Origin of the sequence: Aminobacter carboxidus, assembly GCF_014863355.1 — a bacterium.
In the GTDB taxonomy this organism is placed as follows: Bacteria; Pseudomonadota; Alphaproteobacteria; order Rhizobiales; family Rhizobiaceae; genus Aminobacter; species Aminobacter carboxidus.
Map to the genome: position 1 here is coordinate 1 of NZ_JACZEP010000024.1, position 26,910 is coordinate 26,910.

Consider the following 26,910-nt stretch of genomic DNA (forward strand, 5'->3'; position numbering starts at 1 on the left):
CGACCTGACGGCGTCAGACGCGCATTCTTATGGACGTTCATTCGAGGAGCTCCACTGAAGGTTGGTTGGCTTCGCAACCCCAGCTTCTCAGTCCCTCCTCGAATGAACAACCTTCATAGCTTCGACAGCTAGACCTCCTCGTCCGAAGCAACGGGCATCGGCAGGGCGTCTACATAGCATCTAACAAATGAGACAAATTGCGAATTTGTTTTTTGATTTCTATACGGTCTCCTACAGGCAGGACAATGGGGAAGGGACCAACTTGCTCCTTTCGGGTCGTCGCCTGCACAATGTTGGTCACTGGGAGATGAGGCACGATGGCACCGTGTGCGCCATTTTCGCTTGGCTGCCCAGTTATTGCACCTTGGTGGACTTTTTGCCGCCGAGTATGCCGTGATTGTTCGGTCATAGCTAGGCACAGCGTTTCGATGTTTGCGTTAAAATGATAAACTGATTGATGTAGACATCTCATAATTTCCATATTATGAGAATGACATGGAAATGCAGAGCAACCCCATCGTGAAAGACGAGGCCGCCCGTTCAGGCCGGACCGAGCTGCGCGTGCTCGTGCTGTTCCATTCCTGGAGCGGCAACACGCATTGCCTGGCAGAGGCTGTTGCCGCCGGTGCCGCCCTCGCGCCGCAGGTCAGGGTCGAACTGCGGCGGGTGCCCGAGCTGCGCGACGAACGGTTGCTTCTGGAAGATCTGCGTATTGGCGCCAAGTTCGCCGTCATCCAGAGTTGCCCTTTGGCGACTGCGGACGATGTAATCAATGCCGACGTGCTGGTGCTCGGCTGTCCGACACGGATGGGAACGATGTCGGCGGAAATGAAATGCTTCATCGATGGGCTGAGCACGCTGTGGCGGGCAGGGGCCTTTGAAGACAAGGTCGGTGCTGCCTTCACCACGGCGTCGACGCCGCATGGCGGCCAAGAGATGACCCTGATGTCGCTTGCCGTAGCGATGACTCATCTGGGCATGGTGATGGCCTCGCCGGGTTACACGGCAGCGATATTTGAAGATGCTGGCTCGCCCTATGGCGCCACTGCGACCTCGAAGGTCCAAGGCGTGCGGGTGCGGCCAACGGAGGCGGACCTGGTTGCGGCCAGGGCACTGGGCAGGCGCGCGGCGCGCGTCGGTCAATTGCTCCAGCGCGGCAGGGATGCCGAAAAAGTTCTCAGCTAAAGGAGGAAACAAACGTGTCTACAACTGAGATCGGCCTACAGAACAGGACCATGGCGCCCGGCGAACGGGACAAGAGCACTGAGAATGCATTCGGCCTCAGCGGGGTCGATCACTTCGCGCTGCCGACGCGGGACATTGTGGTGATGGAGCGCTTCGTACGCGAAGTGCTCGGAGGCGTCCCCTATTATTATGCCGGCTTCGACGAGACCGACCGCAACATGGGTCGTGTCCCCCACATCTTCATCCGCGTCGGTGACGTGCTGTTCCAGTGCACGGAAGTGCCGGAAGGCGAGATGACCGTCAGCAAGGACGACGAGAACATTGCGCCGCACGTCGCGTTCAAGGTCACGGCAAAGGCTCTTGAAGCCAATTTCGAGCGCCTGAAGAAGATCATCCCGGTGTCTGGCCCCTACCGTCACCGCGGCATCGACTGCACGACCTTCTACTTCATGACCCCGGAAGGCCATAAGCTCGAGATCTGCACCTGGGAGCCCTATCCCGAGGACAAGTCGCTGATGATGGGCGCGCCCGGCGTCGGCATCATGAAGTGGAGCGACCTCGTCCACGACTGGCCGAACGTGCCGGGCAAGTCTGCCTGACATTCGTCCCGCCGCACCGCACCAGGTCAAAATTAGCAGAGGTTACCTTGATCATTCTCGACGACGACCATCCGGTCGAATTCAAGATGCTGACGCCGGGCTTCAACTGGCTGCGGCTGGGCGCGGTGCTGGCGCATGCGCTGAACGGCTATCACAGCCCGCTGCCCAAGGGGTCGACGATCTCGACCCACACCAAGCACGCCGGCCAGATGTGCTTCGAAGGTCCCGAACTGGTCCATCGCGGCGTCTATCACACCGGCATGTCCTCGCCGCCATGGCTGGTAAAGGCGATCAGTGAGGGCAAGGTCGCCTCCAATCATGAGCTTGATCTCGTGGCGTTGGCCGTGCTGCCGCACCACGACGTTTCGACGATGATGGTGCGCAAGGATCTGGGCATCACGCGGATCGAGGATATCCGTGATCGCAAGATCCCGCTGCGCGTCGGCATCCCGCCGCGCGGCATGGATCACCCCGGCGGCTGGATCATCGACAAGGTGCTGGAGGAATACGGCTTCTGCCTTGCCGACATCGAGGCCTGGGGCGGCCAGGTGATCGATTCCGACCGCGCCCCGATCGAGGCGCTGGCGGTGCACGTCAAGCAGAAGAGCCGTATCCAAAAGCTGCGCGACGGCGAGCTCGACGCGATCTTCGACGAAGCGATCATGACCAAGCCGTGGCAGGACATGACCGAAGCCGTCGACATGCAGTTCCTTTCGATCGACGAAGAGGTGCTGAAGCGGCTCGAAACCAAATATGGCGCCAAGCCAGCCACCTTGCCGGCTGGGAAGTTCCGCCTGCAGGACCAGGATGTGGCCTGCGTCGACTTCAGCGGCTGGTGCCTGTACTGCCGCCGCGACCTGCCAGAACGCTATGCCTATCTCGTCACCCAGGCGATCGTGCAGCATGCCTCGGAAGTCGAGGGCATGTATCCCGGCCCGTTCAGCCCGCTGACCTCGCCGATCAGCGCGCAGGTGCTGTGCAGCGAAACTGCGCTGCCATTCCATGCCGGCGCCATTCGCTTCTACGAGGAGCAGGGGGCCAAGATCGGCGGCTAGCCGCCGATCACGATGCCGCGGTGGAGGCCGCGGCAATCAACCGTGGAGGAATGTTGCGATGAGCAGGCACGTCGAGGACGGGCGCTCGATACCGGCATGCGACCAGGCAGCGACGCTGTCCGGCGGGCCGCTGTCGCATGTCAGGGTGGTCGAGCTTGGCTCGTTCATCGCCGGTCCCTTCTGCGGGCAGCTGCTCGCCGACATGGGGGCAGAGGTGATCAAGGTCGAACCGCCGATCGTCGGCGACGCGATGCGCCAGTGGGGTGCGGTCAAGGCTACCAACGGACGATCGCTGTGGTGGCCGGTCATCGGCCGCAACAAGCGCTCGATCACGCTCGACCTGCGCAAGCCCGAGGGCCAGCGGATTGTCCGCGAACTCGCCCGCGACGCCGATGTGCTGATCGAGAATTTTCGGCCCGGTACGCTGGAGCGTTGGGGCCTCGCGCCAGAAACGCTGCGGCAGGACAACGACAAGCTCATCGTTGCCCGCGTGTCGGGTTTTGGCCAGACCGGCCCCTATAGTGACAAGGCTGGGTTCGGCGCCATCGCCGAGGCGGCAAGCGGCCTCAGGAGCCTCACCGGCCACCCCGACAGGATGCCGACGCGTGTCGGCATTTCGATCGGTGACTCGCTCGCCGGTCTGTACGCCACGATCGGCGTGCTGGCTGCGCTTGTTGCCCGACCTGGCAGACAAGGCAAAGGGCAGGACGTCGACGTCTCGATTGCAGAAAGCGTGCTCGGCGTTCTCGAAAGCGTCATCTCCGAATTCGCCGAAACCGGTTCGATCCGTAAGCGTACTGGTCCGATCCTTCCCGGAATCGCCCCATCGAACCTCTATCCGACCGCGGATGGTCAGCCGGTGCTGATCGCCGCAAATGCCGACGGCCTGTTCCGGGAACTGGTCATGGCCATGGATGCGGCGGAGCTCGCCATCGACGAACGATTTTGCAGTCATGCGGCGCGCGGCAGATACCAGCATGAGCTCGATGAGATCATTGCTGCCTGGACGGCGACCAAGACGTTGCCGGAATTACTGCGGCTGATGGACGAGCACGGCATTCCCGCCGGGCCGGTCAACGATGCTCAGGCGGTCGCCAGCGATCCGCATTTCAGGGCGCGCGAGGCGGTCCTGGAAGTCCCGGATGCGACGCTTGGTAGCGTGACCATGCAAGGAGTGTTTCCCAAACTATCGGCGACACCGGGTCGTATCCGTTGGACCGGCCCCGAGCTTGGGGCAGACACTGACGATATCCTATCCCGCCGGCTCGGTTACTCCGCCGAACAGGTCGCGCGGCTGCGGCAGGACGGGGTGGCATGACCGGAAGCGGCATTCATGGCGCCTCTGGCGGGGCGCTGCCCAACTCGGTCAGGATCGTGGAGGTCGGGCCGCGTGACGGCCTCCAGAACGAGCAGGGCGTGGTCCCTCTCGCGGCCAAGCTGTCTTTGATCGACGGCCTCGTTGCCGCGGGGCTTAGGACAGTCGAGGCCGGCAGCTTCGTGTCGCCGCGCTGGGTGCCGCAGATGGCCGATACCGATCGTATCGTAGCCCATTTTCGGCCCAGTGATGCCGTCGAGATGCCGGTCCTGGTTCCTAACCTGCGAGGCCTGGAATTGGCCAAGGCTGCCGGTGCGCGCACGGTTGCCGTCTTCGCCGCGGCGACCGAGAGTTTTTCCCGCGCCAACCTCAATGCCTCGCGCTCGGACAGCCTTGCCCGCCTTTCCGAAGTGGCGGCAGCGGCACAGGGTGACGGCATGCGGGTGCGAGGTTACGTCTCCTGTGCCGTGCACTGCCCTTACGAAGGCTGGGTGGAGCCGGGCGGGGCCGCTGAACTCGCGGCGAGCCTGACCGACATGGGCTGCTACGAGGTTTCGATGTGTGACACCACTGGCGCCGCCTCGCCCGGTCGGGCACTGGCGATGGCGAAGGCAGCGATCGCTGCGGTTCCGATTGATCGGATTGCCGTGCATTTCCACGACACGTTTGGCCAGGCTTTGGTCAATACGCTGGCCTGTCTCGAACTTGGCATCTCGGTAGTTGACAGCTCCGTCTCCGGACTTGGCGGATGCCCCTATTCGCCGGGTGCGGCCGGCAATCTGGCGACGGAAGACCTGGTTTACATGCTCGACGGGCTTGGCATCGCCACCTGCATCGACCTCGATGCGCTGGTCAAGGCGGGCGCGCAAATCTCCGACGTGTTGGGGCGCAAGCCCGCCAGCCGAACGGCTCTGGCCCTTACTTCGCGCCGTTCTGCCCGCCGGATAGTCAAAGACCATCTCTCCAACTGAAAGCGACACGACGATGATGGTGACCACTGCAGACCTCTACGATCATTACCACCAGACCTTGCACGTATGCGAACTGCAGTTCCGCAGCTTTGGTCGTCGCAAGCGCTTCTTCGGGCAATGCGCGACGGTGTGGACGCATGAAGACCATTTGCCGGTACTGAATGCGTTGAAGGCCGACGGCAGCGGCAAGGTGCTGGTCGTCGATGGTGGCGGTTCGCTGAAAGTCGGCGTGATGGGCGACCGCATCGCCGGTGTCGCCGTCGAAAACAACTGGGCGGGCGTGGTAATCTATGGCGCTGTGCGTGACACGTCCGCCATCAACCAGCTCGACATCGGCGTCAAAGCACTGGGTGCGACGGCGCGGCGCGGCTGGAGCCCGGTCTCGGGCACCGGCACCGGCGTGGTCAATTTCGGCGGGGCCCTGTTCAGCCCGGGTCAGTGGATCTATGCCGACGAGGACTGCGTCCTGGTCAGTCCGAATGAACTCGACTTCGAACTTGCAAGCCAGACGGCAGCCCCCATTTCGGCACTTGAGGTGGTGGCAGGCTATAAATGAGCGGTCCGGGCGGCAGGCGTTGCTTCACCGTCCGGCAGGTGGGGCGAGAGCGATGTTTACGCTGGATCATCTTCATTGCTGGAGTAGGGAGCCGGAGGCTGCCGCCGAGACCTATGTCGAAATGTTCGGCGCCGAGCGGGTCTCTGCCAGCGAGACCGTAAATGGTCTGCGCGTCGTCATCCGGCTGGCAGGACAGCTGATTTACATCGAACAGGCGCCAACCGGCGAGGCTGCAACCGGCCTTATCGGCCTTGAGCACTTTGCCCTTTTGACGGATGCGTTCGATACGGTGATCGCAGATCTGCGCGGAAAGCAGGCCCGATTTCTCGTCGGGCCAAAACAAGCTCGGCCTGGCGTCCGGATCGCATTCGTCGAGGTGCCCGATGGCGGGCGAGTGGAACTTGTCGAGAGCGCCGTCCCCATGAATGATGCGCTGCAGCAATCAGAGTGTGCGACGCAACAATCGTAAAGAAAATACCATAATTTGATAATTTAATGTTGACTTGATATTGAATTACCTAATTATGAGAAATGTCGAAAGTTCACCGGGCCGGCAGTGCGCCAAAGTCCAGAAGTGATACATCAAGGGGAAACGCTATGAACCGTCGCATATTCCTAGGCAGCTCCGCCGTACTCGCCGTCTCGCTGCTTGCTTACAGGGGTAACGCATTGGCCCAGGCCCTGGGCACCGATCCCGATCCCGCGCCGATTGGCCTGAAGACCGTCGAGGCTATCTACAAGAGCTCGAACGGCAATGTCGTGGCGATGGATTCGCTGCTCTACATCTATGACAAGAGCATCACCTCCGACGACGTGATCATTGCTGGGTCATATTGCGGTGCCGCCAATCTGCCGCATGCGATCAAGACCGGCGTGAAGGCGATGATCGCGCACAATGCCGGCATCGGTAAGGAGGACGCCGGCATCGGTGCGCTGTACCTCGGTGAAAAACACAATTTCCCGGTTGCCGCAGTGGAATGCATGTCGGCTTCGATCTCGAACGGGCGCTCGATGGCCGCCGGTATCATCAGCCACGCAAACGCCCAGGCACTCGCGCTCGGCGTCAAGCCAGGCCAGAATGTGACCGAGGCGGCCAAGCTGTTGCTTGCCGCCGCGCCCGGCAAGCCAAGCGATGTTGCCGTGCCGTTCGACAAGAAGGTGTTCGAGAAGGGAAGGGTTGGTGCCAGCCGCATCTTTGCTTCCTCTGCGCTGACCAACCTTCGGCCGGAGGATGACCATACCAATGACGTTATCGCCTGGGGCGCGCATTCCGGCGCCATCGCCGCCGATCTGGTGAAGAAGTGGAAGGTCAAGGGCTGGATCGGTAACGATGCCGGCATGGCCAAGAACCACACCGGCATCGGCGGCCTGCCAGCCTGCAACGCCATCGGCGTACCTGCTGCCGCCGTGTCGACCATGTCGGCGCGGATCGGCGATGGCCTTAGCACCTACGAGGACGGCATCATCTCGGCGTTCAACGATCTCGCCCGCCAGAAGGGCCTGCGCGAAGGCATGAAGGCTTCCGAGGCGCTTCAGCTGCTCGCGGCGTAAGCTGACAATCGCGAGGCCGGATCCTGTTTGTCCGGCCTCTTACTCGTTCAATTTCAACTGAGGAGCATGTGCCATGCGAACCGAGGATTTCGACTACAACCACGCGGGGCAGAGTTTCGGCGCATATGCTGCCCATAACGAGACGCTGATCGGCAAACGTCCCGGCGTCCTTGTGATCCACGATTTGTGGGGCCTCGGCGAACAGCCCAAGGAGCGAGCACGCCGCCTGGCGGAACTCGGTTATGTCGGGCTTGCCATCGATCTTTTCGGTGACAGGTTTCAGCCCAAGGCGCTGACCGAGGCGCTGCCCATCGTCGGCGAGATGCGGGCAAACTCGCGCAGTTTCCGCGACCGCCTGCGCGCCGGCCTCGACCAGCTTGCCAACCATCCGCAGGTCGATTCCTCTCGGTTGGGTGCGATCGGCTTTTGCCTCGGTGGCATCGCCGTGCTGGAGCTGGCCCGCGATGGCGCCGACCTCAGCGGCGTGGTCTGCTTCCACGGCAACCTTGATGCCGTCGAGCCGGCGCAAAAAGGTGCGGTCAAGGCCAAGGTGCTCGTCTGCACCGGCGGCGGGGACGGCATCGTTCCTGATGCCCAGGTCTCGGCGTTCCAGGAAGAAATGCGCAACGCTGATGCCGACTGGCAGGTCAACGTCTATGGCGGGGCCGAGCACAGCTTCACCAACATATATGCCGACCGGGCCGGCATTCCCGGCGTCAGCTATCACGAAAAGGCCGATCGCCGTTCGTGGGAGGCGATGCGCGGCTTCTTTGCCGAGGCCTTCGCCAAGTAGCCGACCGTACGCGATCGCCGCTCACGGGCGGCGGCCATCCCGCATTCCATAGCCGCCGCTTCTGAGCGTTTCACAATGCCTCGCGGCGGCGGCCTGCCGGGCGATAGCTCCAGCCCGGATAACAGTCATGCTTGTCGACCAGACCAGGCCTGCGCGCGATGTGGCGCGCGCCCCGATACCTTGGCGCGCCGTCGCGCTTCTTTCGCTCGCCGCCTTTGCCAGCGCCGCGTCCATTCGCGTCGCCGACCCGCTTCTGCCGGCCATCGGTGGGGAGTTCGGGGTCAGTACGGGTGTCGCTGCCAATGTGGTGATCGCATTTTCGATCACTTACGGCATGTTTCAGCTCGTCGGTGGCCTGATCGGCGACCGCTTCGGCAAACTCCGCACCGCGACCGTCGCAACGCTGCTTTCGGGCTTCGGGGCACTGCTCTGCGTCTACGCCGTGTCGATCGATGCTTTGACCCTTGCCCGCCTGGCATCAGGCGCGACCGCAGCGGCCATCATGCCGATGGCGCTGGCCTGGATCGGCGATGCCGTCGATTTCGAGCAGCGCCAGAACGTTCTCGCCCGCTTCCTGCCGGGACAGATCCTCGGCGTGGTCTTCGGCCAGGCCATCGGCGGTGTGCTCGGCGAGTTCATGGGCTGGCGCAGCGTTTTCCTGGTCATCGCCTGCCTGCAATTCGCCGTCGGCGCCGTGATGCTGGTCGAGCTGTGGTTGCGTCGAAAATCCGAGGCCAAAGCCAGGACGGAAAACCTTGGCCCGGTGGCCCTCTTCAAACGCATGGCCGGCCTGCTTCGCGACCGCTGGGTGCAGACGGTTCTTGCAGCGGTGTTTGTCGAGGGCTTTGCCGTATTCGGCGCAATAGCGTTCTTGGCAAGCTACCTGCAGTTGGAGTTCGGCCTCAGCGTTGGCGGCGCAGGGCTGGTCGTCGCCGCCTTCGGTCTGGGCGGGCTCGTCTTCTCGGCAAGCTCGCAGCGGCTGCTCGACTGGATGGGGCCGGCGGGGTTGGCGCGGCGCGGCGGGCTCGTGCTTTCCGTCGCGTTCGGGGTGTTCAGCGTCCTGCCCACCATCTGGCTCGCCCCGGTTCTGAGCGTGGCCATGGGTCTCGGCTTCTACATGCTGCACAACACGTTGCAGGTGAGCGCCACGCAGATGGCGCCCGAAGCACGGGGCACGGGGGTCGCGATCTATGCGTCGTCGCTGTTCTTCGGCCAGACGGTGGGCGTTGCCGTCGCAGCGGTGGTCTTCGACAGATGGGGTGCTGCCCCGATCTTCATTGCTTCGTCCATCATCCTGCCGCTGCTCGCTTCCTGGTTTGCCGCACGGCTCGGCCACAACGCGGATCGCTAGGTCCTGTCGTCGTACCAAGTTGGCGGGCGGCGCTGAACGCCCTTGGGTGGTCTTCGTAAGCGAAATTGGGTAAATAATCAAAAAATGAGAATTTGCGATTGACAGTTGATATTAAATTATCACTATGGAGTTATAGGAGATCGATATGACGCTTACCACCGTTGAGGCCGGTGCCTACCTGCACCACATTCACCTTCACAGCCCGGATCCGGACGGCCTGGCGCAATTCTACAGCGACACCATGGACATGCCGGTGCTCGAGCGCGACGGCGATGTCATCATATGCCGCGGTTCGCGTCGCCGCGTTTTGATCAGCAAGGGGCCGGCAAAGAAGCTGGCGCATTGCGCCTTTGCCTGCCGCGACGCGATCGGGCTGCGCCGGATCCATGAGCGCGCCCTCCAGGAGGGACTCGATCCGCGCACCTTCTCCACGCCGCTGCTCGGCCCCGGTGCCTTCGTCGTTCGCGATCCGGATGGAAACCAGGTGGTCTTCGGACTGGCCAAGGCTGGCGACGAGATCAAGGGCGGCATCAACGGCCCTATCCAGCATTTGACGCTTGCCTCGCAGGACATTGGCGCCATCGAGCGGTTCTACGCTGGCATGTTGGGATTTGCCGTGTCGGACCGGGTGCTGAGCGACGACGGCGAGGTGATGACCTGCTTCATGCGCTCCAACCACGAGCACCACACGTTGGCCTGCTTCCTCCATCGTGACCGCTCGGGCATCGATCACCACTCCTACGAGGCCGGTGATTTCACCACCATCCGCGACTGGTGCGATCGCTTCGCCGACCGTGAGATCAAGCTGATGTGGGGGCCGGGCCGCCATGCGCCGGGCAACAACATCTTCATCTTCATCGTCGATCCGGACGGCAACTGGATCGAAGTTTCGGCTGAGCTTGAGGTCGTCTACGACCGGCCAGTTCGCGAGTGGCCACATGTCGAGCGGACGCTCAACATGTGGGGCGATGGTTTGATGCGGGCCTGAGGAGAGCACCATGCGGTATGTATCTTTTGAAGCCGAGGGCAGGGCAAGCTACGGCATCGGCACCGATCGGGGCATTTTCGATCTCGGCGCCCGAATCGGCTCCGTCATTCCCGACCTGAAGTCCTATCTCAAGGCGTCGGAGCTCGGACTTGTTCCGTCAGCTCAGGCGAATTTGTCCGCCGACTACGCGGTAGGCGACATCGCCTACCTGCCGCCGATCACCGAGCCGGGCAAGGTCATCTGCGTAGGTCTGAACTATGAAGGCCATCGTCTGGAGACAGGGCGGCCGAAGCAGACCTATCCGACGCTGTTTGCGCGCTTTGCCGACACGCTGATCGGACATGGCGTGGCGATCCGCCGGCCGCCGGTATCCAGCGACCTCGACTATGAGGGCGAACTTGCAGTGGTCATCGGCCGCAGCGGCTTTCGCATCCCCAAGAGCGAAGCGGCATCTTATGTTGCAGGCTATTCCTGCTTCAACGACGCGTCGCTGCGCGATTTCCAGGTCCATACGCACCAGTTCATGCCGGGCAAGAACTTCCCCGCCACCGGCGCGTTTGGGCCTGATATGGTGACGCCCGATGAAGTAGGCGAGCTTGACAACCTCAAGATCGAGACCCGCCTCAATGGCGTCGTCGTCCAGCAGGCGAAGCTGGAGGAGCTGCTGTTTTCGGTCGAGGACCTGATCGCATATATCTCGATCTTCACCCCGCTTTCGCCCGGCGACGTGCTGATTACCGGCACGCCGGGTGGCGTCGGCTTCAAGCGTACGCCACCTCTGTTCATGAAACCTGGCGATGTTGTTGAAGTCGAGATTGATAAAGTCGGTCATTTACGCAATGAAATCGCAGAGGAACTGCCGAGAGGATAGTCATGTCAGGATTGGATCGGTTTGTTGCGGTGCTGTCGCTGTACAGCGAGACCGCCGATGTCTGGTCCGTCCAGGAAATGGCGAACGCCTTGGACATGCCCGCGAGCACCGTCTACCGCATCGTTCGGGACCTGGTGAAAGCCTCGTTCCTCGAACCGGCGACCAGTGCCCGCTACCGGCTGGGCTCGGCCTTTCCGCGCTATGACAGGCTGGCGCGCAACACCGATCCGGTGGTGCGCGCCGGAAGCTCGCTGCTGCATGAGATCGTTCACCAGGCGCGGGTGCCGTGCGTCGCTCTGCTGTCGAGGCTCTGCAACGACATGGTGATGTGCATCGACCATGAGGCGGCAAAGGATGTCGAGTTCGAGTGGAGCCTGTTCGAGCGCGGGCGGCCGATCCCGCTGACCAAGGGGTCGACGTCAAAGGTGATCCTGGCGCAGCTTCCGGCGCAGCAGCGCAAGAAGCTGCTCACCAGCAAAGACAGCAACGGTTCGGCCGCGGGGGCTGAGCTCAGCCAGAAGGGCGAGTTTTTCACCTTCATCCGCAAGCAGGGCTACCATATCTCATATGGTGAGATCGATCCGACGCTGATCGCCATCGCCGCGCCAATCTCGGTGCCGGAAATGGGGCTAGCGGCAAGCATCAGCCTGATCCTCGAAGACAAGACCAACAACGAGGATCTGGAGCGTCGGCTGGTGCTTCTGCTGGTGTCGTCGGCCAGTCTGCTGACCGAACAATTGCGACGCTCGGAAGTGACCGAGATCATTGGTCAGAGCGCCACGGGATAAGCTGCGCGCATAGCAATACTTGACCGCAAGAGGCGGAATCTCGTGGGCGAGGCGCACGGGAAATGTGGACGGATGCCTTGCGGCCACGAGGAAGCAATTGGAAGGAAGGCGGAGATGGCCGATTATCAGTACGACATCGCGGTGCTTGGCGCCGGGCCAACAGGTCTCACCATCGCCAATCTGCTCGGAAAGGCTGGCGTGCGTGTCGTCCTGATTGAGCGCAATGCATCGACCGTTGCCGAGCCGCGGGCCGTGTCGATCGACGATGAGTCGCTGCGCTCGATGCAGGCAACCGGACTGGTCGGCGAGGTGCTCAAAGACGTTGCCCAGGACTACGGCTCCTATTACTACTCCGCGCGGGGAACGCGATTTCTTGCCGTTGCGCCCAGCAGCCGCGACTACGGCTTTCCCAAGCGCAACGCGTTTTCACAGCCGTTGCTTGAGGCGACGTTGAGGCGAGGCCTCGAGCGCTATTCCAATGTCGAGACGCTGTTTTCGCATAGTTGCGAGGAGATCGACGAACGAGCCGATGGCGTCGTGCTAAGCCTCAAGGATGCCGACGGTCGCGATGTTACCGTGCAGGCGGCCTATATGGTCGGCAGCGATGGCGCACGTTCGATGGCGCGCAGGCATGTCGGCGCGACATTCGACGGCTCGACCTACAAGCAGCGCTGGCTGATCGTCGATCTGGCGTCGACCCGCGAGCGGCTGCGCCAGACGCGCATCATGTGCGACCCGGCGCGCCCGTTCATCACCTTGCCTGGGCCGCGGGGCATTCGCCGCTACGAGTTCCTGCTGCACGATCATGAAAACGACGGCTCGATGACGAGCGACGAAGCGATCCACCGCCTGCTCTCAGCCCATGGTCCGGACGCCGACCAGCCGGTGGTGCGCCGCCAGATCTACACCTTCCATGCCAGGATCGCCGACCGCTGGAATACGGAACGCATCTACCTCGCTGGCGACGCAGCGCACCTGTCGCCGCCATTTGCCGGGCAGGGCATGAACAGCGGCGTTCGCGACGCGCACAACATCGCCTGGAAGCTTGCCTCGGTGGTCAAGGGCGAGATCGGGTCAGGGCTGCTGAAGTCGTACCAGGCCGAACGCCAGCCTCATGCCGCAGCGCTGATCCAGCTTGCCGTCCGCTCAGGCGGGGTGATGGTGCCGTCGTCGCGGCTGCATGCCTGGCTGGTCCAGTCGGCCTTCAGGATCAGCAGCCTCATCCCGAGCGTGCAGGCCTATTTCGCGCAGATGAAGTACAAGCCGAAGCCGCATTACACCAAGGGCTTCGTCAGAACCGACGACGAAGAACTGAACATCGCTGGCCGCATGATGCCGCAGCCGACAGTTGAGACAGCAGACGGCCAACGCTCACAGCTCGACGATCTGCTCGGGGCCGGCTTCCGTCTCGTTGCCTTTGGCGACGATGCACAGCGCGTGCTTGGGGAAGTGCGCGGTCAGTGGATGGGTATCGACGTCGGACAGCCGCTCGCGATCCTGCCTTCCACCACGCTGCCCGATCGCGAGGCTGCAGCCGAAATCGAGGTCGTGCGCGAGCTTGACGGGCTGATGGGAGCAAACATGCCTGCCGGCCGCACGGTGCTGATGCTCATTCGTCCCGACCGATATGTGGCTGCCGCGACAACGGTTTCGCCTGCTGTCTTCGCTGCCCGTGTCCAGTCGATGGTGCTGGATTGCGGCGAAGGCCGAACTCTGCCTTCGGCCTGACATCAAGCTTTTCAAAGCGCCCTTTTACCCCCGCGATATGGGGATCATTGCGCCGTGGCATCGCTGGCGTACCAATGCGTTTGTCGCTCGAATTGCCTTAAAATGATAAATTAGATAATAATGATTTACATAATTATCAAAATACGCCAATAATAATGAGTATGATCTGCGCGCCCTGCCGCGCATAGGTTCGATGAGGCTGCCGAGGCTCAATAGCCTGGGAAGGGACGCCGGAGGACATCGAGCCCAGCGCAGATCGCATCGAAGGGAGGAAATCGATGAAACTGTTCCGTGTTTGCGTTGCCGCAACGCTGGCCCTGCCGCCTTTTGGCGCGACAGCCGCATCGTTCGGATCGACCATGCCGGTGGACCGGTGGTCGCTCTGATCGACCAGCAGGACACTGCGATCCGCAACGGCGCTCTGATATCCAGGGCGCCGCATCCCGAACGGACTGACAATTCTGGCTGAAGTGCGCCGATCCGCGCAACCACACCTGCTGAAAGACGTCCAAAGTCGTTCTGACGCCCAGGTATTCGCGCGATGTGGCGGTGAGCTGGCCGCAGATGTCTTTCATATCGCAATCATCGATCAACAGGGGATCCAGGTCTCGCCGAAGGCATTGCGGGCTCTCCGATTGGGTTCTCGGCTTGCTGTTCTCTGGTACATCGACAAGGAGGGAATTGGAATGAGTGAAGACATTCATTTGCAAGACTTAAATTTCCTCAATAAATGTACGGAAATCTTTTCTTGTAAATTCAAGAAGATTTTCAATAACGAAGGTATACATACTGATGACGGCGCGATTTGCGTTGCGGAAAAGCTCGCGGTCGAGATTGCCACGGCCCTGACGTGTCTTTCTCTCGGGGATCTGCAGGCCATTGGTGACATGCGGTCCGGCCTGACTGGCCTGGCGTCGCAATTTGTTCGTGCTCTTGCGGTCGAGGCTGCGCGTCCATGTTTGACGAAAAACGATGGTGGCGCGGGAAAACTGGCGGTGGCGTCGACGACCGACATTTCGTCCCAAAGCCAATGTCGCGGCGACCTGGAATCCATGGTCATCGAGGATTGGGCGGGTCGCGTGGCTGGGGCAACGTACCTGGAGGAAAACCTTCGCATACCGCGATCCACCCTGCATCGATGGCATCGGCGCAACGAGGTCGTCGCATTGCGCAAGGGGCGCCAGCGTCATGTGTTCCCCTTGGCTCAGTTCGTCGATGGAAGGCCCGCGTCCGGCATACCGGAAGTGCTTTCATACATCTCCCATCCACGGCTTGCGTGGTTTTGGATGCTGCATCCTTCGCCCCTGCTCAACGGTCGCGTTCCGATTGAATTGCTCCGGCAGGACATGGTGGGCGATGTAGTGTCGGCCGCGCGCGAATATTCACGAACTTCGTGAAACAAGGCGAATGATTGCAATGATCAGCAATAAATTTTCCAGTTGTTTAAGTAATGACTTCCGATTTTTGACATATAATCCAAATGTGCAATTTGTGCCGTTTGCATCTATTGTGTCATTGTTTGTAATAGTTGTGATTTTTATATCACTTGTTGTTGTGAATTGCCTGTAATTTCACTGATTGCAAAAATTTATTTTGATATATCCACATCGCTAATATATATAGTCTGACTGAAAGAGTGGCCTAACAAGGTATTCTTTCAAATCACCTAGGGGTATTGGTAGTATAGCTTGTAGTTGGCAAGCATACCAAGCCATTCATTAAATAAGTTACTTGAGGATATACGATGGACATTAAGGGGATTACTCTCAGTTCCGCTGCGGCTCTGCTCGCCGTCTCCGGTGCTCATGCGGCCGACGCAGTCGTCGTCGCTGAGCCGGAACCGATGGAGTACGTCCGCATCTGCGACGTCTACGGCGCGGGCTTCTACTACATTCCCGGCACCGAGACCTGCCTGAAGATCGGCGGCCTCGTTCGTTACCAGATCGACGTGAAGGACACCGACGATGGCTGGCGCAAGACGGCCACGGCGCGTCTGAAGGTCGATGCCCGCTCGGAAACCGAGTACGGCACGTTCAAGCGCTACATCGAGCTGAATTTTGCGAACAACGGTTCCGATGTTTCTACGCTTGCCATTCGTTATGCCTACTTCGAACTCGGCGGCCTGATGGTCGGACGCAACGACACGCTGTTCGACGGCAATTTGGACGGCGAGTTCGACAAGGGCGGCGGCACCTTCATCAATCAGATCCGCTACTCGTTTGACGCCGGCAATGGCATTGCCGTGTCCGTCGGCCTGGAAGAAGAAGCCAATAACTTCGACTACGTGCCGCTCGTCACCGGCAAGGTGTCGATCGTGCAGGGCTGGGGTACGCTCAACCTTTTCGCCGCCTATGACGATCGCTTCTCCGAGTTCGCCCTCAAGGGTCTCGCGAACATCAAGGCAGCGGATGCCCTGACGCTCCAGGCGATCGCGACCTATGAGTCTGGCGCGACCTGGTTTGGCTTGCTTGCACCGTACTCCGGTTACGAATGGTCGGCCGGCGGCTATCTGAAGTATGCCGTCAACAAGAAGCTGTCGGTTGGTGCTGGCGGTCAGTACTTCAGCGGCCGCCACGTCGGCAACTTCGTCACTGGCCAGACCGACGACCTCAACGCCGACGACTGGGCAGTCGGAGCGGTCGTCGACTACAAGATCGTCGAAAACCTGAGTGCCAAGCTTGCTGTCAACTACAACGATGGCGACAGCTATCCGCTCGATGGCTCGTTCTCGGGCTTCCTGCGCCTCGACGCTGCGTTTTAATCAGTTCAGCAGTTGATGAGGGCAAACCCGGCGGTAATCCGCCGGGTTTGTTTCGTTTGGGGGATAGCGGCTTCAGCGTCATTGCCTTCGGTGATGACGTGCAGCGCGTGAGCCAGCAAGCATGCCGGTGTTGGGGCGGCGCCGGTCGCTGCCAATCCTGCCTTCCTCCATGGCGCTGCCGGTGCTCATCCGCCTCTGGCCGACACAGAGCCGCGGCGACGACAGGTCGCGGCTGCCACTGCGGCAGCTTCGGATTCGCGATCGGCAGTTCCGGTGCCGCGCCAAGCTTGCGCTCCAAGATGGCGGTAATTCCTAAAAATGATAATTTTGGTATGTTTAATGTTTACAAAATTATCAAAATACGCAAATCTTAATGTATGGCCTGCGCATCCTTTCGCGCATTGGCCCGATAGGTATGTCCCGCTTGGCTTGATGGTTCAGGGGAGGGCGTCGGAGGAGGTCGGGCTGAGGCGTAGGCCGCATCGGAGGGAGGAAGTCGATGAAGCTTTTCAGAATTTGCTTTGCCGCCATGGTGGCACTTGCGCCGTTTGGCGCGTCGGCCGACGAGGTCGTTCTCAAGTCCGTTTCGACCTGGCCGAGTTCCTACGCCGTGGTGAAGGAATATCTTCGCTTCGTCGAGCGCGTGAACGAGACCGGCAAGGGCGTTGTGAGGATCGACCATATCGGTGGACCGGAGGTCGTTCCGGCCGACCAGCAGGACACGGCGATCCGCAACGGCGTGTTCGACATCCAGTTCGGCGCCGCATCCTACTATTCCGGCGTGGTGCCCGAAGCCGATGCGCTGAAGTCATCCGAGATCTCGCCGATCGAGGCCCGCAAGGCCGGTGCTATCGAGCTGTTGTCCGGTATCTGGCGCAAGAAGCTCAATGCCGAGGTGCTGGGGTGGATGAGCGGCGGCATCGGCTTCTACCTCTACCTGACCGAAGCGCCGAAGCTGACGCCCGAGGGTGTGCCGGATCTGCGCGGCCTGAAGCTGCGCTCGTCTTCGGCCTACAAGGATTGGTTCGAGGCCATGGGCGCCACCAATGTGATGATGGCGCTGCCCGAAACCTTCTCCGCCTTCGAGCGCGGCATGGTCGACGGCCTTGCCGCGACCGGCATCAACTTTCGCGATGTCGGTGTCACCAAGTTCATCAAGGCACGGGTGAGCCCGGCCGTCTGGCAGATCGATACGCTGATCGTGATGAATGCCGGCAAGTTCGATGCCCTGCCGGAGCAGGCTCGCAAGGTGCTGGTCGCGGCTGCTGTCGAGCAGGAGGCGCGGACCATGGATGCCTATCGCGTCCAAGCCGACGAGGAGGCGGCCGAGATCGCCAAATCCGGCGTGCAGTTCATCGATCTGGGCCCTGATGCAGGGGCAAAATACAAGGCGCTCGCCCACGAACTCGTATGGGAGCGTCTGGCACGCAACGCGCCTGACAGCGCTGAAGCGCTGCGTCGCGCTCTCTCCAAGTAATCCTCCCAGGGTGCCGTCGACGCGAAGGACGCGTCGGCGGCACGGCCGAAAGTGAAATCTGGAGATAATCGTGGCTTCCATTGCAAAGACTTATGATGCGGTGAGCGACGCGTGCTGCGTTGGCCTGGCCGGCGCGGCCTTGGTGTTCACCTGCGTATCCGTCCTCTACGACGTCGGCGCACGTGCTGCCGGCGTGCAGCCGCCGATCTGGACGAGTGCTGCGACCGAATATGCCATGCTGCTTCTGACGATGGCGATCTCACCTTATCTGGTGCGTCACCAGGGTCATGTGCGCATCGAAATTCTCAGCCGGGCATTGCCCACAGCCGCGCGTGCGCTGTTGCACAGGGGCGTCAGCCTCGTCGCCTTCGGCGTCTGCATGGCTGTCGTCGTCATTGCCGTGCGCATGGGCCTCGACACTCATGGCCGCGGTGAGCTCGACATCCGCTCGATCGAGCTGCCGCGCTGGGTGCTGTTTGCCGCCATCGCCACGGGCTTCGGCCTGTGCGCGGTGGAGTTCCTGCGCCAGGGCCTGTCGCCGGTCACTGAAGGCGGCGAAACCGCCGGAGGGTTGTGATCATGGTCTGGTACCTCGCGGGCACGCTGCTGGTCGGGCTGATCGTCGCGTCGATGGCCTCGACACTGCCTGTCGCCTTTGCCTTCCTGCTTGCCAATATGATCGGGGTGCTGGTCTTCATCGGCGGCCAGGCCGGACTTGAGCAACTCGTCGCCAATGCGACGACCTCGATCACCTTGTTCACGCTGGTGACGATCCCGCTGTTCATCCTGATGGGAGAACTGTTCTTCCACACCGGCGTTTCGAACCGCATCTTCGATGTGCTCGACAAGCTGTTCGGCCGCCTGCCGGGCCGGTTGTCCTACATGACCGTGTCGGGCGGCACGCTGTTTGCGGCGCTGTCGGGGTCAAGCATGGCCAACACGGCTCTGCTCGGCGCCTCGCTGCTGCCGGAAATGACACGGCGCGAATACAAGAACCACCTTTCGATGGGCCCGATCGTCGCCTGCGGCGGTCTCGCGATCATCATTCCGCCGTCCGGCCTCGCAGTCCTGCTCGGCAGCCTCGCCCATCTCGACATCGGCGCGCTGCTGCTTGCCGGTCTCGTGCCCGGGCTGCTTCTCGCGCTTCTCTATGCCGCCGTGATCTTCATTTCGGTGCGCCTCGATCCGAATGCCGCGCCCCGCTACGATGTCGAGCCGGCAAGCTGGCCGGAGATCATGCGCCTCGTCGGTGTCAACCTCTTGCCCATGGCCTTCGTCATATTCCTCGTTGTCGGGCTGATCGTGCTCGGTCTGGCGACGCCGACGGAATCCGCTGCCTTCGGCGTGCTCGGCGTGGTCATCGTCGCGGCCTGTTTCCGCAGCCTCAGTCTTGCGGCGATCCAGAAGGCGATCGTCGGCTCGGCCAAGGTCAGCGGCATGGTCTTCCTGATCATCATGGGTTCTTCGACATTCAGCCAGCTTCTGGCCTTTTCCGGCGCCTCGCCGGGGCTCATCTCCTGGGCGACTTCGCTCGATGTCGCGCCGGTGGTTTTGCTTGCGGCGATGTTCGGGGTGCTGCTCTTCCTCGGCCTGTTCATGGAAGCGGCATCGATCATGATGCTGACCGTGCCGATCTTCTTTCCGCTGGCGCTCGGCCTCGGCTACGATCCGATCTGGTTCGGCATCATCATGCTGATCTCGCTGGAGATCGGTCTCGCCACCCCGCCATTCGGCATGGGACTGTTCGTCCTGTTGGGCGTCGCTCCCAAAGGGACTACGCTAGGGCAGGTCAGCCTGGCCGTCCTGCCCTACCTTTTGTGCACCGTCTTCCTCGTCTTGCTGCTGGTTGCCTTTCCCCAACTCACGGCCACTTTCAGATGACAGCGGCGTTGTTCGACAATCTCGCCGGCATTTTTGCGCTAACGCCGCGTTCGCGGGGTGGCCAGGGCTTCAAGCGGCAGTGCGGTCTTGTACTTGACCTGCTTGAGGGCAAAGCTCGAGCGAATGTTGGCGACGCCACGGGTCTTGGACAGGCGGTCGACGATGAAATGCTGGAGCGCAACCGTGTCGCGCACGACGACGCGCAGCAGATAGTCGGAATCGCCGGTCATCAGATAGCACTCCATGACCTCGGGAAAGCGCGCCATCGCCGCCTCGAAAACATCGAGCAGCGCCTCGGTCTGCTTCTCCAGTGTGACCTGGATGAAGACACTGACATCAGCGCCCAGCATTACCGGATCGAGCAGGGCGACGCGGCGTGTGATGATGCCCGCCTCGTCAAGGGCACGCACGCGGGCAAGGCAGGGGGATGCCGACAGCCCGACGCGCGCGGCAAGCTCGGCGTTTGTCAGGCTGGCGTCCTCCTGGATCTCCGAGAGGATACGCATGTCTATCGCGTCAAGATGCATGTGCAGAATATCCTGCTGAATGTAAAAGGTGTGGCAGCATTATCTGCTGAATTTTGTGAAATTTGCAACACCTTCGGCAGGAAATGCCGGAGCCTTGCCGCTATCCTCGCGCGCAAGTGGAAACTCAAGGAGCTGGAGCGCCATCATGCTCACCAAGACCCCATCCGCCCCTATCGGTGATGCCAGCGCCGGATTTGACGGCGACCCACAGGAGACAGCCGACTGGCTGGCCTCGCTCGAATCGCTGTTCTTCAATTCCGGCGGCACGCGCGCAGAGTTCATACTCAGCGAGCTCGACCGCAAGGCCAAGGAGCTTGGCATCGTCCACGACGCTCTGCCGTTCTCGCCCTACCGCAACAGCATTTCGCTCGAAAAGCAGACGCCGTTTCCCGGCGACCTCGCCATGGAAGAGCGCATCACCGCAATCATCCGCTGGAACGCGCTGGCGATGGTCGTGCGGGCCAACACGGCCTATGGCGAACTCGGTGGCCACATTGCGAGCTACGCCTCGGCGGCTGAGATCTTCGAAGTCGGCTTCAACCACTTCTTCCGCGCCGACACCGGCGAGGGTGACGGCGACGTGGTCTTCTTCCAGCCGCACTCTGCGCCCGGCGTCTATGCCCGCGCCTATCTCGAGGGGCGCCTTTCAGAAGAACATCTCAAGCACTACCGCCAGGAGATCGGCGGCACCGGACTGTGTTCTTATCCGCATCCCTGGCTGATGCCCGACTTCTGGCAGGTGCCGACGGGTTCGATGGGCATCGGCCCGATCACCGCGGTCTACCAGGCACGCTTCATGCGTTACCTGAGCGATCGCGGCCTCGCCAATACCGAGGGCCGCCACGTCTGGGGGGTGTTCGGCGACGGCGAAATGGACGAGCCGGAGTCGATCGCCGGCCTGTCGATCGCGGCGCGTGAAAAGCTCGACAACCTGACCTTCATCATCAACTGCAACCTGCAGCGCCTCGACGGCCCGGTGCGCGGCAACGGCCAGATTATCCAGGAACTGGAAAGCACCTTCCGCGGGGCGGGCTGGAACGTCATCAAGGTGCTGTGGGGATCTGAGTGGGATGCACTGTTTGCCCGCGATACCCAGCACGCGCTGCTTCGCCGCTTCGCTGCCACCGTCGATGGCAAATACCAGACGCTTGGTGCCAAGGATGGCGCCTACAACCTGGCGCATTTTTTCGAGGAGGATCCCGAGGTCAAGGCGCTGGTCGCCCACATGTCGGACCGCGACATCGATGCGCTGAAGCGTGGCGGCCACGACTTCAGGAAGCTCTTCGCCGCCTTCGAAGCGGCCAAGGCGACCAAGGGTCGGCCGACGGTCATCCTCGCCAAGACCAAGAAGGGTTTTGGCATGGGCGGCGCCGGTGAATCCCGCATGACGGCGCACCAATCCAAGAAGCTCGACGTCGAGGGCTTGCTGACCTTCCGCGATCGTTTCTCACTGCCTTTGAGCAATGCGCAGGTCGAGCAGATCGCGTTCTACAAGCCGGCTGAAGACAGCGCCGAGCTCAACTATCTCCGGTCGCGCCGCGAGGCGCTTGGCGGCTATTTGCCGGCGCGCCGCCGCACGGCCGCCCCGGTCACGATCCCGCCGCTGGCAAGCTATGCCGACTTCGCCCTCAATGCCGATGGCAAGGAGATGTCGACGACAATGGCCGCGGTCAGGCTGCTCGGCAACATGATCAAGGACAAGGAACTCGGGCCGCGTATCGTGCCGATCGTCGCCGACGAAGCGCGTACCTTCGGCATGGCCAATCTGTTCCGCCAGGTCGGCATCTATTCGCCGGTCGGCCAGCTCTACGAGCCGGAAGATGCCGGCTCGATGCTCTACTACAAGGAAACCAAGAACGGGCAGCTGCTCGAAGAGGGCATCACCGAGGCCGGCGCGATCTCGTCCTGGGTGGCGGCGGCGACGTCCTACAGCGTGCACAACCTCGCCATGCTGCCGGTCTACATCTACTACTCGATGTTCGGTTTCCAGCGTGTCGGAGACCTGATCTGGGCGGCGGCCGACCAGCGTTCGCGCGGCTTCCTGATCGGGGCGACTGCCGGCCGCACGACGCTCGCCGGCGAAGGCCTGCAGCACCAGGATGGATCGAGCCTGCTGGTTGCATCGACCGTTCCGAACTGCCGCGCCTACGATCCGACATTCGCCTATGAATTGGCGGTCATTCTCGACCACGGCGCCCGCGCAATGATGGAACAGGGCATCGACGAGTTCTACTACGTCACCGCCATGAACGAGAACTACGCCCAGCCTTCGATGCCGGCAGGCGTGGAGGCCGACCTCATCAAGGGGCTCTACCAGCTTGCCAGCCACAAGCCCAAGAAGGCTACCGGCCTTGTTCGTCTGCTTGGCTCCGGCACCATCCTGCCGCAGGTGATCGAGGCGGCACAGATGCTCGCCAACGATTGGGGCGTGGCCTCCGAAGTGTGGAGTGCGACCAGCTTTTCCGAGCTGTCGCGCGATGCAAGGGAGGTGGAGCGTCACAACCGCTACAACCCGCTGGCCGAAGCTGCGGTCAGCCATCTCGCCAGCTGCCTGCCGGGCAAGGCGCCGATCATTGCCGCCACCGACTATGTGCGCGCCTATCCGCAGCTGATCGCCTCCTATGTCGAAGCGCCTTTCACGGCGCTCGGCACCGACGGCTTCGGCCGCAGCGATACGCGCGCTGCGCTTCGCGACTTCTTCGAGGTCGATCATCGTCACGTCACGGTGGCTGCCCTTGCCGCACTCGTCGCCGAAGGAACGGTGACGCGCCAGACGGTTGCCGATGCCATCGCCCGCTACGGCCTCGACGGTGCTGTCGATGCGCCCTGGCTGCGTTGATCCGGGTCGAGTTCCAGTTCTGAAAGAGTTGATATGAGCCAGCAAATGGAAGTCAGGTTGCCTGACATAGGTGACTACAAGGATGTGCCGGTCGTCGAGTTCCTGGTGAAGCCCGGCGATATCGTTGCGGTCGAAGACCCGTTGATGACTGTGGAATCCGACAAGGCGACGATGGAGATTCCAGCACCCTTCGCCGGAACCGTCAGGGAGTTCGCGGTGGCGATCGGCACCCGCGTGTCGCAGGGCGCGCTGCTGCTGACCATCGATGCCACCGCGCCGGCCACGGTGCCTTCGGCAGCCACGCCAGAAAACAAAAAGACCGAAGCCGCTGCCGCTGCTCCCCCCGTTAGGGCAGAACCGTCGGCGACAGCGAAGGTAGCACCGGTTGCAACAATGGCGAGCACTTTGCCAGCGGTCACCGCTGTCGGAGCCCATGCGACGCCGTCGGTGCGCGCCTTCGCCCGCGAGCTTGGCGTCGAACTTGGCATGGTCAAGCCTTCCGGCGCAAAGGGCAGGATACTGCGCGACGACATTACCGCGCATATCAAGGAGCGCCTCGCCGGAGGCTCCCCAGTGCAGGTGCCCGGTTCCGCCATCGGCGCAGGCCTGCCGGCCTGGCCTGCGGTCGACTTCGAGAAGTTCGGCCCGGTCGAGCGCCAGCCCCTGTCGCGTATCCAGAAGATCTCGGGCGGCAATCTCACCCGCAACTGGCTGACCATTCCGCATGTCACCAACTTCGACAAGGCTGACGTGACGGGGCTCGAGGAGTTCCGCAAGGAGCTCAATGCGGCGAACAAGGACGCCAAGGTGACGATGGTAGCCTTCCTGATAAAGGCATCGGCGCTGGCGCTCAAGGCGTATCCGCGCTTCAACGCCTCGCTCGACGGCGAGGAGCTGGTGCTCAAGAACTATGTGCATATCGGCTTTGCCGCCGACACGCCCAAGGGACTGATGGTGCCGGTGATCCGCGATTGCGACCGCAAGGGCGTTCTCGATATCGCCACCGAGATGCGCGCGCTCGCCGACAAGGCGCGCGGGACTGGGCTGTCGGCCGCCGACATGCAGGGAGGATGTTTCTCGGTGTCGTCACTTGGCGGCATTGGCGGGGCAGGCTTCACGCCGATCATCAATGCGCCTGAGGTGGCGATCCTCGGCGCCGGCCGCTCGGCAATGGAAGCCATCTGGGACGGCAAGGCCTTCCAGCCGAGGCTGATCATGCCGGTCTCGCTGTCGTGGGATCACCGGGTCATCGACGGTGTCGCTGCGGCCAGGTTCCTCGGCCACATATCAGCCCTTCTGGGCGATTTCCGCCGCGCGATTGTTTGAGGCCGAGATGAGCATTACTGAAATCAGGGTGCCCGAAATGGGCGACTTCAAGGACGTCGCCGTCATCGAGGTGCACATCAAGCCGGGCGACGATGTCGCTCTCGACCAGACGCTGATCGTGCTCGAATCCGACAAGGCGTCGATCGACGTCCCGTCGCCATTTGCCGGGCGCGTCGCCTCGGTCGAGCTGGCCATCGGCCAGCGCGTTGCCAAGGGCGCGCTGATCGCCACGGTGGAAGTGGCAGCGGATGTGGCCAAACCGGAGGCGGCGGTAGCGGCCGCGACACCGATCCCGGCAGCCACCCTAGCGCCCGCCTCGGGTGCCGCGCCCGATTGCGATGTGCTGGTGATCGGCGGCGGCCCGGGCGGTTATTCCGCTGCCTTCCGCGCCGCCGATCTCGGCCAGCGCGTGGTCCTGGTCGAACGCGACGCCACGCTTGGCGGTGTCTGCCTCAATGTCGGCTGCATTCCGTCCAAGGCGCTGCTGCATGTCGCGGCGATCAAGGAAGAGGCCGAACGTCTCGCCGACCACGGCGTCGCCTTCGACACGGCGACCATCAATCTCGACAAGCTGCGCAGCTTCAAGACCGGCGTCGTCGCCAAGCTCACCGACGGGCTGAAGGGCATGGCACGGCTGCGCAAGGTAGAGGTGATCAGGGGTACGGCGACGTTTGCGAGTGCCAAGGCGGTCGATGTCGAGCTGTTCGACGGGACAAGCCGCAGGATCGTCTTCGCCAAGGCGATCGTCGCTGCCGGCTCGGCGCCGGTCAAGCTGCCGTTCCTGCCCGACGATCCGCGCATCGTCGATTCTACCGGCGCACTGGAGCTGCCCTTCATCCCCGACCGCATGCTGGTCATCGGCGGCGGCATCATCGGGCTTGAGATGGCCACCGTCTACAGCGCGCTCGGCGCGCGGGTCGACGTGGTCGAACAGCTCGACAGACTGCTGCCTGATGTCGATCGTGATGTGGTCGAGACCTGGCGAAAGCGCAATGCCCATCGCTTTGACGCCATCCTTCTGGGGGCGCGCGTCGAAAGCGTCGTTGCCGAAAAAGATGCTCTTGTCGTGACGACGAGCGGCGAGGGCGCCGACGTCAGGCGTTACGACCTGATCCTGCAATCGGCTGGCCGGCGGCCGGCAGCCGAGGCGCTGCAACTGGCATCGGCTGGCGTCACAATTGATGCGCGCGGGTTCATCGAAGTCGATGCGCAGATGCGCACGCGTGCGGCGAACATCTATGCCGTCGGCGACGTGACCGGCAACCCGATGCTGGCGCACAAGGCCGTGCATCAGGGCCATGTCGCGGCCGAAGCGGCAACCGGGCTCAAGAGCTTCATGGACGCCAAGGTGGTGCCATCCGTCGCCTATACCGATCCCGAGATCGCCTGGGTCGGCTTGACCGAAGATGCCGCAAAGGCCGCCGGCCACACTGTTGAGGTCGGCAAGTTCCCGTGGGCAGCGTCTGGCCGGGCTATCGCCAACGGCACCGACTACGGCCTGACCAAGCTGGTGTTCGACAAGGAGACGCATCGTATCATCGGCGGCGCCATCGTCGGCCCGGCGGCAGGCGACATGATCGGCGAGATCTGCCTGGCGATCGAGATGGGGGCCGATGCCGTCGACATCGGCAAGACGATCCATCCGCACCCGACGCTCGGCGAGACCATCGGCATGGCAGCCGAAGTCGCCGAAGGCGTCTGCACCGACCTGCCGCTTGCAAGAAAGCGGGGCTAGTGATGCAGTAACCCGGAGCATCGTGGGACGTCTTGCGCGGAGGCGTCGATGGGCGCCGACGCCTCCGTCCATCTCCGGAAACTATTCCTAGACGGCGACGATCCGCCGCGATCTCGACGGTTGGCGGACCACATGTCCACTGCATTGGATGCAGCACCGGCGGGCGCGGCCGGGCTACCGTGCGCCATCTTCCGCGGTTATCGCGGCGCCGAGCTCGCCAGGGTCAATCCGAACATCAGGTCGGTGACCTGCCCGTTCACCGGCGAGGTGCTGGCGGCCGTTCCCTCGGTTCGTCCCGACGTCACCTTCATCCATGCCCAGAAGGCCAACAGGCGTGGCGACGTGCTGGTCGAAGGCATCATCGGCATCCAGAAGGAAGCGGCCCTTGCCGCAAGGCGGGCAGTGGTCACCGTCGAGGAGGTGGTCGACAATTTCGACGACCTGCACCCCAACCTGACGGTGCTGCCCAACTGGTCGGTAACGGCGATCTCAGTCGTGCCGGGCGGGGCGCATCCATCCTACGCGCATGGCTATTACGTCAGGGACAATGCCTCCTACCTCGAATGGGACGAGATCGCTGCCGACCGCGACCGCTTCAGCGCGTGGATGCAGA

At 62.2% G+C, this 26,910-nt stretch carries 23 protein-coding genes and 1 pseudogene; 23 read left to right on the plus strand and 1 reads right to left on the minus strand.

The window, feature by feature from the left end; genetic code table 11:
• Positions 1 to 495: 495 nt before the first annotated feature.
• The 19 genes from wrbA (at position 496) to IHE39_RS30155 (ending at position 19,870) form a co-directional block, all read left to right on the plus strand.
• The gene (gene wrbA / locus IHE39_RS30065) at positions 496 to 1,185 is read left to right on the plus strand and encodes an NAD(P)H:quinone oxidoreductase (protein ID WP_192569118.1); all 690 of its coding nucleotides are present in this window, start codon (positions 496 to 498) and stop codon (positions 1,183 to 1,185) included.
• 14 nt (positions 1,186 to 1,199) lie between these two features.
• Positions 1,200 to 1,784 carry a VOC family protein gene (locus IHE39_RS30070; RefSeq protein ID WP_192569119.1) on the plus strand — a complete coding sequence of 195 codons (585 nt, stop codon included), beginning with the start codon at positions 1,200 to 1,202 and terminating at the stop codon, positions 1,782 to 1,784.
• A 47-nt stretch (positions 1,785 to 1,831) separates the two neighbouring features.
• Positions 1,832 to 2,839 carry a TAXI family TRAP transporter solute-binding subunit gene (locus IHE39_RS30075; protein ID WP_192569120.1) on the plus strand — a complete coding sequence of 336 codons (1,008 nt, stop codon included), beginning with the start codon at positions 1,832 to 1,834 and terminating at the stop codon, positions 2,837 to 2,839.
• 58 nt (positions 2,840 to 2,897) lie between these two features.
• The gene (locus IHE39_RS30080; protein WP_192569121.1) at positions 2,898 to 4,157 is read left to right on the plus strand and encodes a CaiB/BaiF CoA transferase family protein; all 1,260 of its coding nucleotides are present in this window, start codon (positions 2,898 to 2,900) and stop codon (positions 4,155 to 4,157) included.
• Positions 4,154 to 5,125 (plus strand): hydroxymethylglutaryl-CoA lyase, encoded by a 972-nt coding sequence (locus IHE39_RS30085; RefSeq protein ID WP_192569122.1) that lies wholly within the window; start codon positions 4,154 to 4,156, stop codon positions 5,123 to 5,125. Before IHE39_RS30080 ends, IHE39_RS30085 begins: the two co-directional genes overlap by 4 nt.
• Positions 5,126 to 5,138: 13 nt before the next feature.
• On the plus strand, positions 5,139 to 5,681 hold the full coding sequence (rraA, locus tag IHE39_RS30090) for a ribonuclease E activity regulator RraA (RefSeq protein WP_210327732.1): 543 nt from the start codon (positions 5,139 to 5,141) through the stop codon (positions 5,679 to 5,681).
• 52 nt (positions 5,682 to 5,733) lie between these two features.
• Positions 5,734 to 6,150 carry a VOC family protein gene (locus IHE39_RS30095; protein ID WP_192569123.1) on the plus strand — a complete coding sequence of 139 codons (417 nt, stop codon included), beginning with the start codon at positions 5,734 to 5,736 and terminating at the stop codon, positions 6,148 to 6,150.
• A 128-nt stretch (positions 6,151 to 6,278) separates the two neighbouring features.
• Positions 6,279 to 7,232, plus strand: a complete 954-nt coding sequence (locus tag IHE39_RS30100; RefSeq protein WP_192569124.1) for a hypothetical protein — start codon at positions 6,279 to 6,281, stop codon at positions 7,230 to 7,232.
• A 73-nt stretch (positions 7,233 to 7,305) separates the two neighbouring features.
• Complete coding sequence (locus IHE39_RS30105) at positions 7,306 to 8,025, plus strand: dienelactone hydrolase family protein (protein ID WP_192569125.1); 720 nt, start codon at positions 7,306 to 7,308, stop codon at positions 8,023 to 8,025.
• Between the two features lie 127 nt (positions 8,026 to 8,152).
• A complete protein-coding gene (locus IHE39_RS30110) occupies positions 8,153 to 9,376 on the plus strand; it encodes an MFS transporter (protein ID WP_192569126.1) in 1,224 nt (407 codons plus the stop codon).
• Between the two features lie 145 nt (positions 9,377 to 9,521).
• Complete coding sequence (locus tag IHE39_RS30115; protein WP_192569127.1) at positions 9,522 to 10,364, plus strand: VOC family protein; 843 nt, start codon at positions 9,522 to 9,524, stop codon at positions 10,362 to 10,364.
• 10 nt (positions 10,365 to 10,374) lie between these two features.
• Positions 10,375 to 11,235 carry a fumarylacetoacetate hydrolase family protein gene (locus IHE39_RS30120; protein WP_192569128.1) on the plus strand — a complete coding sequence of 287 codons (861 nt, stop codon included), beginning with the start codon at positions 10,375 to 10,377 and terminating at the stop codon, positions 11,233 to 11,235.
• A 2-nt stretch (positions 11,236 to 11,237) separates the two neighbouring features.
• Positions 11,238 to 12,023: an IclR family transcriptional regulator gene (locus IHE39_RS30125; protein ID WP_192569129.1), complete on the plus strand. Its 786-nt coding sequence runs from the start codon at positions 11,238 to 11,240 to the stop codon at positions 12,021 to 12,023.
• Positions 12,024 to 12,137: 114 nt separating this feature from the next.
• Positions 12,138 to 13,751 carry a bifunctional 3-(3-hydroxy-phenyl)propionate/3-hydroxycinnamic acid hydroxylase gene (locus IHE39_RS30130; protein WP_192569130.1) on the plus strand — a complete coding sequence of 538 codons (1,614 nt, stop codon included), beginning with the start codon at positions 12,138 to 12,140 and terminating at the stop codon, positions 13,749 to 13,751.
• Between the two features lie 686 nt (positions 13,752 to 14,437).
• Positions 14,438 to 15,148: an antitoxin Xre/MbcA/ParS-like domain-containing protein gene (locus IHE39_RS30135; protein WP_210327733.1), complete on the plus strand. Its 711-nt coding sequence runs from the start codon at positions 14,438 to 14,440 to the stop codon at positions 15,146 to 15,148.
• Positions 15,149 to 15,495: 347 nt separating this feature from the next.
• Positions 15,496 to 16,512: a porin gene (locus IHE39_RS30140; RefSeq protein ID WP_192569131.1), complete on the plus strand. Its 1,017-nt coding sequence runs from the start codon at positions 15,496 to 15,498 to the stop codon at positions 16,510 to 16,512.
• A gap of 499 nt (positions 16,513 to 17,011) precedes the next feature.
• The gene (gene dctP / locus IHE39_RS30145; protein WP_192569132.1) at positions 17,012 to 17,989 is read left to right on the plus strand and encodes a TRAP transporter substrate-binding protein DctP; all 978 of its coding nucleotides are present in this window, start codon (positions 17,012 to 17,014) and stop codon (positions 17,987 to 17,989) included.
• 70 nt (positions 17,990 to 18,059) lie between these two features.
• Positions 18,060 to 18,566 (plus strand): TRAP transporter small permease subunit, encoded by a 507-nt coding sequence (locus tag IHE39_RS30150; RefSeq protein ID WP_192569133.1) that lies wholly within the window; start codon positions 18,060 to 18,062, stop codon positions 18,564 to 18,566.
• 2 nt (positions 18,567 to 18,568) lie between these two features.
• Entirely contained in the window at positions 18,569 to 19,870 is a 1,302-nt protein-coding gene (locus tag IHE39_RS30155; protein WP_192569134.1) for a TRAP transporter large permease, read from the plus strand.
• 38 nt (positions 19,871 to 19,908) lie between these two features.
• On the opposite strand, the gene IHE39_RS30160 is transcribed toward IHE39_RS30155, so the two are convergent.
• Complete coding sequence (locus IHE39_RS30160; protein WP_192569135.1) at positions 19,909 to 20,397, minus strand: Lrp/AsnC family transcriptional regulator; 489 nt, start codon at positions 20,395 to 20,397, stop codon at positions 19,909 to 19,911.
• A gap of 145 nt (positions 20,398 to 20,542) precedes the next feature.
• On the opposite strand from IHE39_RS30160, the gene mdeB reads away from it, so the two are divergent.
• From mdeB to IHE39_RS30180, 4 genes and pseudogenes are all read left to right on the plus strand, one after another.
• The gene (gene mdeB / locus IHE39_RS30165; protein ID WP_192569136.1) at positions 20,543 to 23,236 is read left to right on the plus strand and encodes an alpha-ketoglutarate dehydrogenase; all 2,694 of its coding nucleotides are present in this window, start codon (positions 20,543 to 20,545) and stop codon (positions 23,234 to 23,236) included.
• Between the two features lie 33 nt (positions 23,237 to 23,269).
• On the plus strand, positions 23,270 to 24,562 hold the full coding sequence (locus IHE39_RS30170; protein ID WP_192569137.1) for a 2-oxo acid dehydrogenase subunit E2: 1,293 nt from the start codon (positions 23,270 to 23,272) through the stop codon (positions 24,560 to 24,562).
• Positions 24,563 to 24,569: 7 nt separating this feature from the next.
• Entirely contained in the window at positions 24,570 to 26,297 is a 1,728-nt protein-coding gene (lpdA, locus tag IHE39_RS30175; protein ID WP_192569138.1) for a dihydrolipoyl dehydrogenase, read from the plus strand.
• A 150-nt stretch (positions 26,298 to 26,447) separates the two neighbouring features.
• A pseudogene (locus IHE39_RS30180) lies at positions 26,448 to 26,910 on the plus strand (CoA-transferase); the annotation flags it as partial.

What these genes read in the sequence shown, in the direction of transcription:
- wrbA (WP_192569118.1), top strand. Translation starts at nt 496, where the DNA reads ATGGAAATGCAGAGCAACCCCATCGTGAAAGACGAGGCCGCCCGTTCA.
- IHE39_RS30080 (WP_192569121.1), top strand. Translation starts at nt 2,898, where the DNA reads ATGAGCAGGCACGTCGAGGACGGGCGCTCGATACCGGCATGCGACCAG.
- IHE39_RS30085 (WP_192569122.1), top strand. Translation starts at nt 4,154, where the DNA reads ATGACCGGAAGCGGCATTCATGGCGCCTCTGGCGGGGCGCTGCCCAAC.
- rraA (WP_210327732.1), top strand. Translation starts at nt 5,139, where the DNA reads ATGATGGTGACCACTGCAGACCTCTACGATCATTACCACCAGACCTTG.
- IHE39_RS30095 (WP_192569123.1), top strand. Translation starts at nt 5,734, where the DNA reads ATGTTTACGCTGGATCATCTTCATTGCTGGAGTAGGGAGCCGGAGGCT.
- IHE39_RS30100 (WP_192569124.1), top strand. Translation starts at nt 6,279, where the DNA reads ATGAACCGTCGCATATTCCTAGGCAGCTCCGCCGTACTCGCCGTCTCG.
- IHE39_RS30105 (WP_192569125.1), top strand. Translation starts at nt 7,306, where the DNA reads ATGCGAACCGAGGATTTCGACTACAACCACGCGGGGCAGAGTTTCGGC.
- IHE39_RS30110 (WP_192569126.1), top strand. Translation starts at nt 8,153, where the DNA reads ATGCTTGTCGACCAGACCAGGCCTGCGCGCGATGTGGCGCGCGCCCCG.
- IHE39_RS30115 (WP_192569127.1), top strand. Translation starts at nt 9,522, where the DNA reads ATGACGCTTACCACCGTTGAGGCCGGTGCCTACCTGCACCACATTCAC.
- IHE39_RS30120 (WP_192569128.1), top strand. Translation starts at nt 10,375, where the DNA reads ATGCGGTATGTATCTTTTGAAGCCGAGGGCAGGGCAAGCTACGGCATC.
- IHE39_RS30125 (WP_192569129.1), top strand. Translation starts at nt 11,238, where the DNA reads ATGTCAGGATTGGATCGGTTTGTTGCGGTGCTGTCGCTGTACAGCGAG.
- IHE39_RS30130 (WP_192569130.1), top strand. Translation starts at nt 12,138, where the DNA reads ATGGCCGATTATCAGTACGACATCGCGGTGCTTGGCGCCGGGCCAACA.
- IHE39_RS30135 (WP_210327733.1), top strand. Translation starts at nt 14,438, where the DNA reads ATGAGTGAAGACATTCATTTGCAAGACTTAAATTTCCTCAATAAATGT.
- IHE39_RS30140 (WP_192569131.1), top strand. Translation starts at nt 15,496, where the DNA reads ATGGACATTAAGGGGATTACTCTCAGTTCCGCTGCGGCTCTGCTCGCC.
- dctP (WP_192569132.1), top strand. Translation starts at nt 17,012, where the DNA reads ATGAAGCTTTTCAGAATTTGCTTTGCCGCCATGGTGGCACTTGCGCCG.
- IHE39_RS30155 (WP_192569134.1), top strand. Translation starts at nt 18,569, where the DNA reads ATGGTCTGGTACCTCGCGGGCACGCTGCTGGTCGGGCTGATCGTCGCG.
- IHE39_RS30160 (WP_192569135.1), bottom strand. Translation starts at nt 20,397, where the DNA reads ATGCATCTTGACGCGATAGACATGCGTATCCTCTCGGAGATCCAGGAG.
- mdeB (WP_192569136.1), top strand. Translation starts at nt 20,543, where the DNA reads ATGCTCACCAAGACCCCATCCGCCCCTATCGGTGATGCCAGCGCCGGA.
- IHE39_RS30170 (WP_192569137.1), top strand. Translation starts at nt 23,270, where the DNA reads ATGAGCCAGCAAATGGAAGTCAGGTTGCCTGACATAGGTGACTACAAG.
- lpdA (WP_192569138.1), top strand. Translation starts at nt 24,570, where the DNA reads ATGAGCATTACTGAAATCAGGGTGCCCGAAATGGGCGACTTCAAGGAC.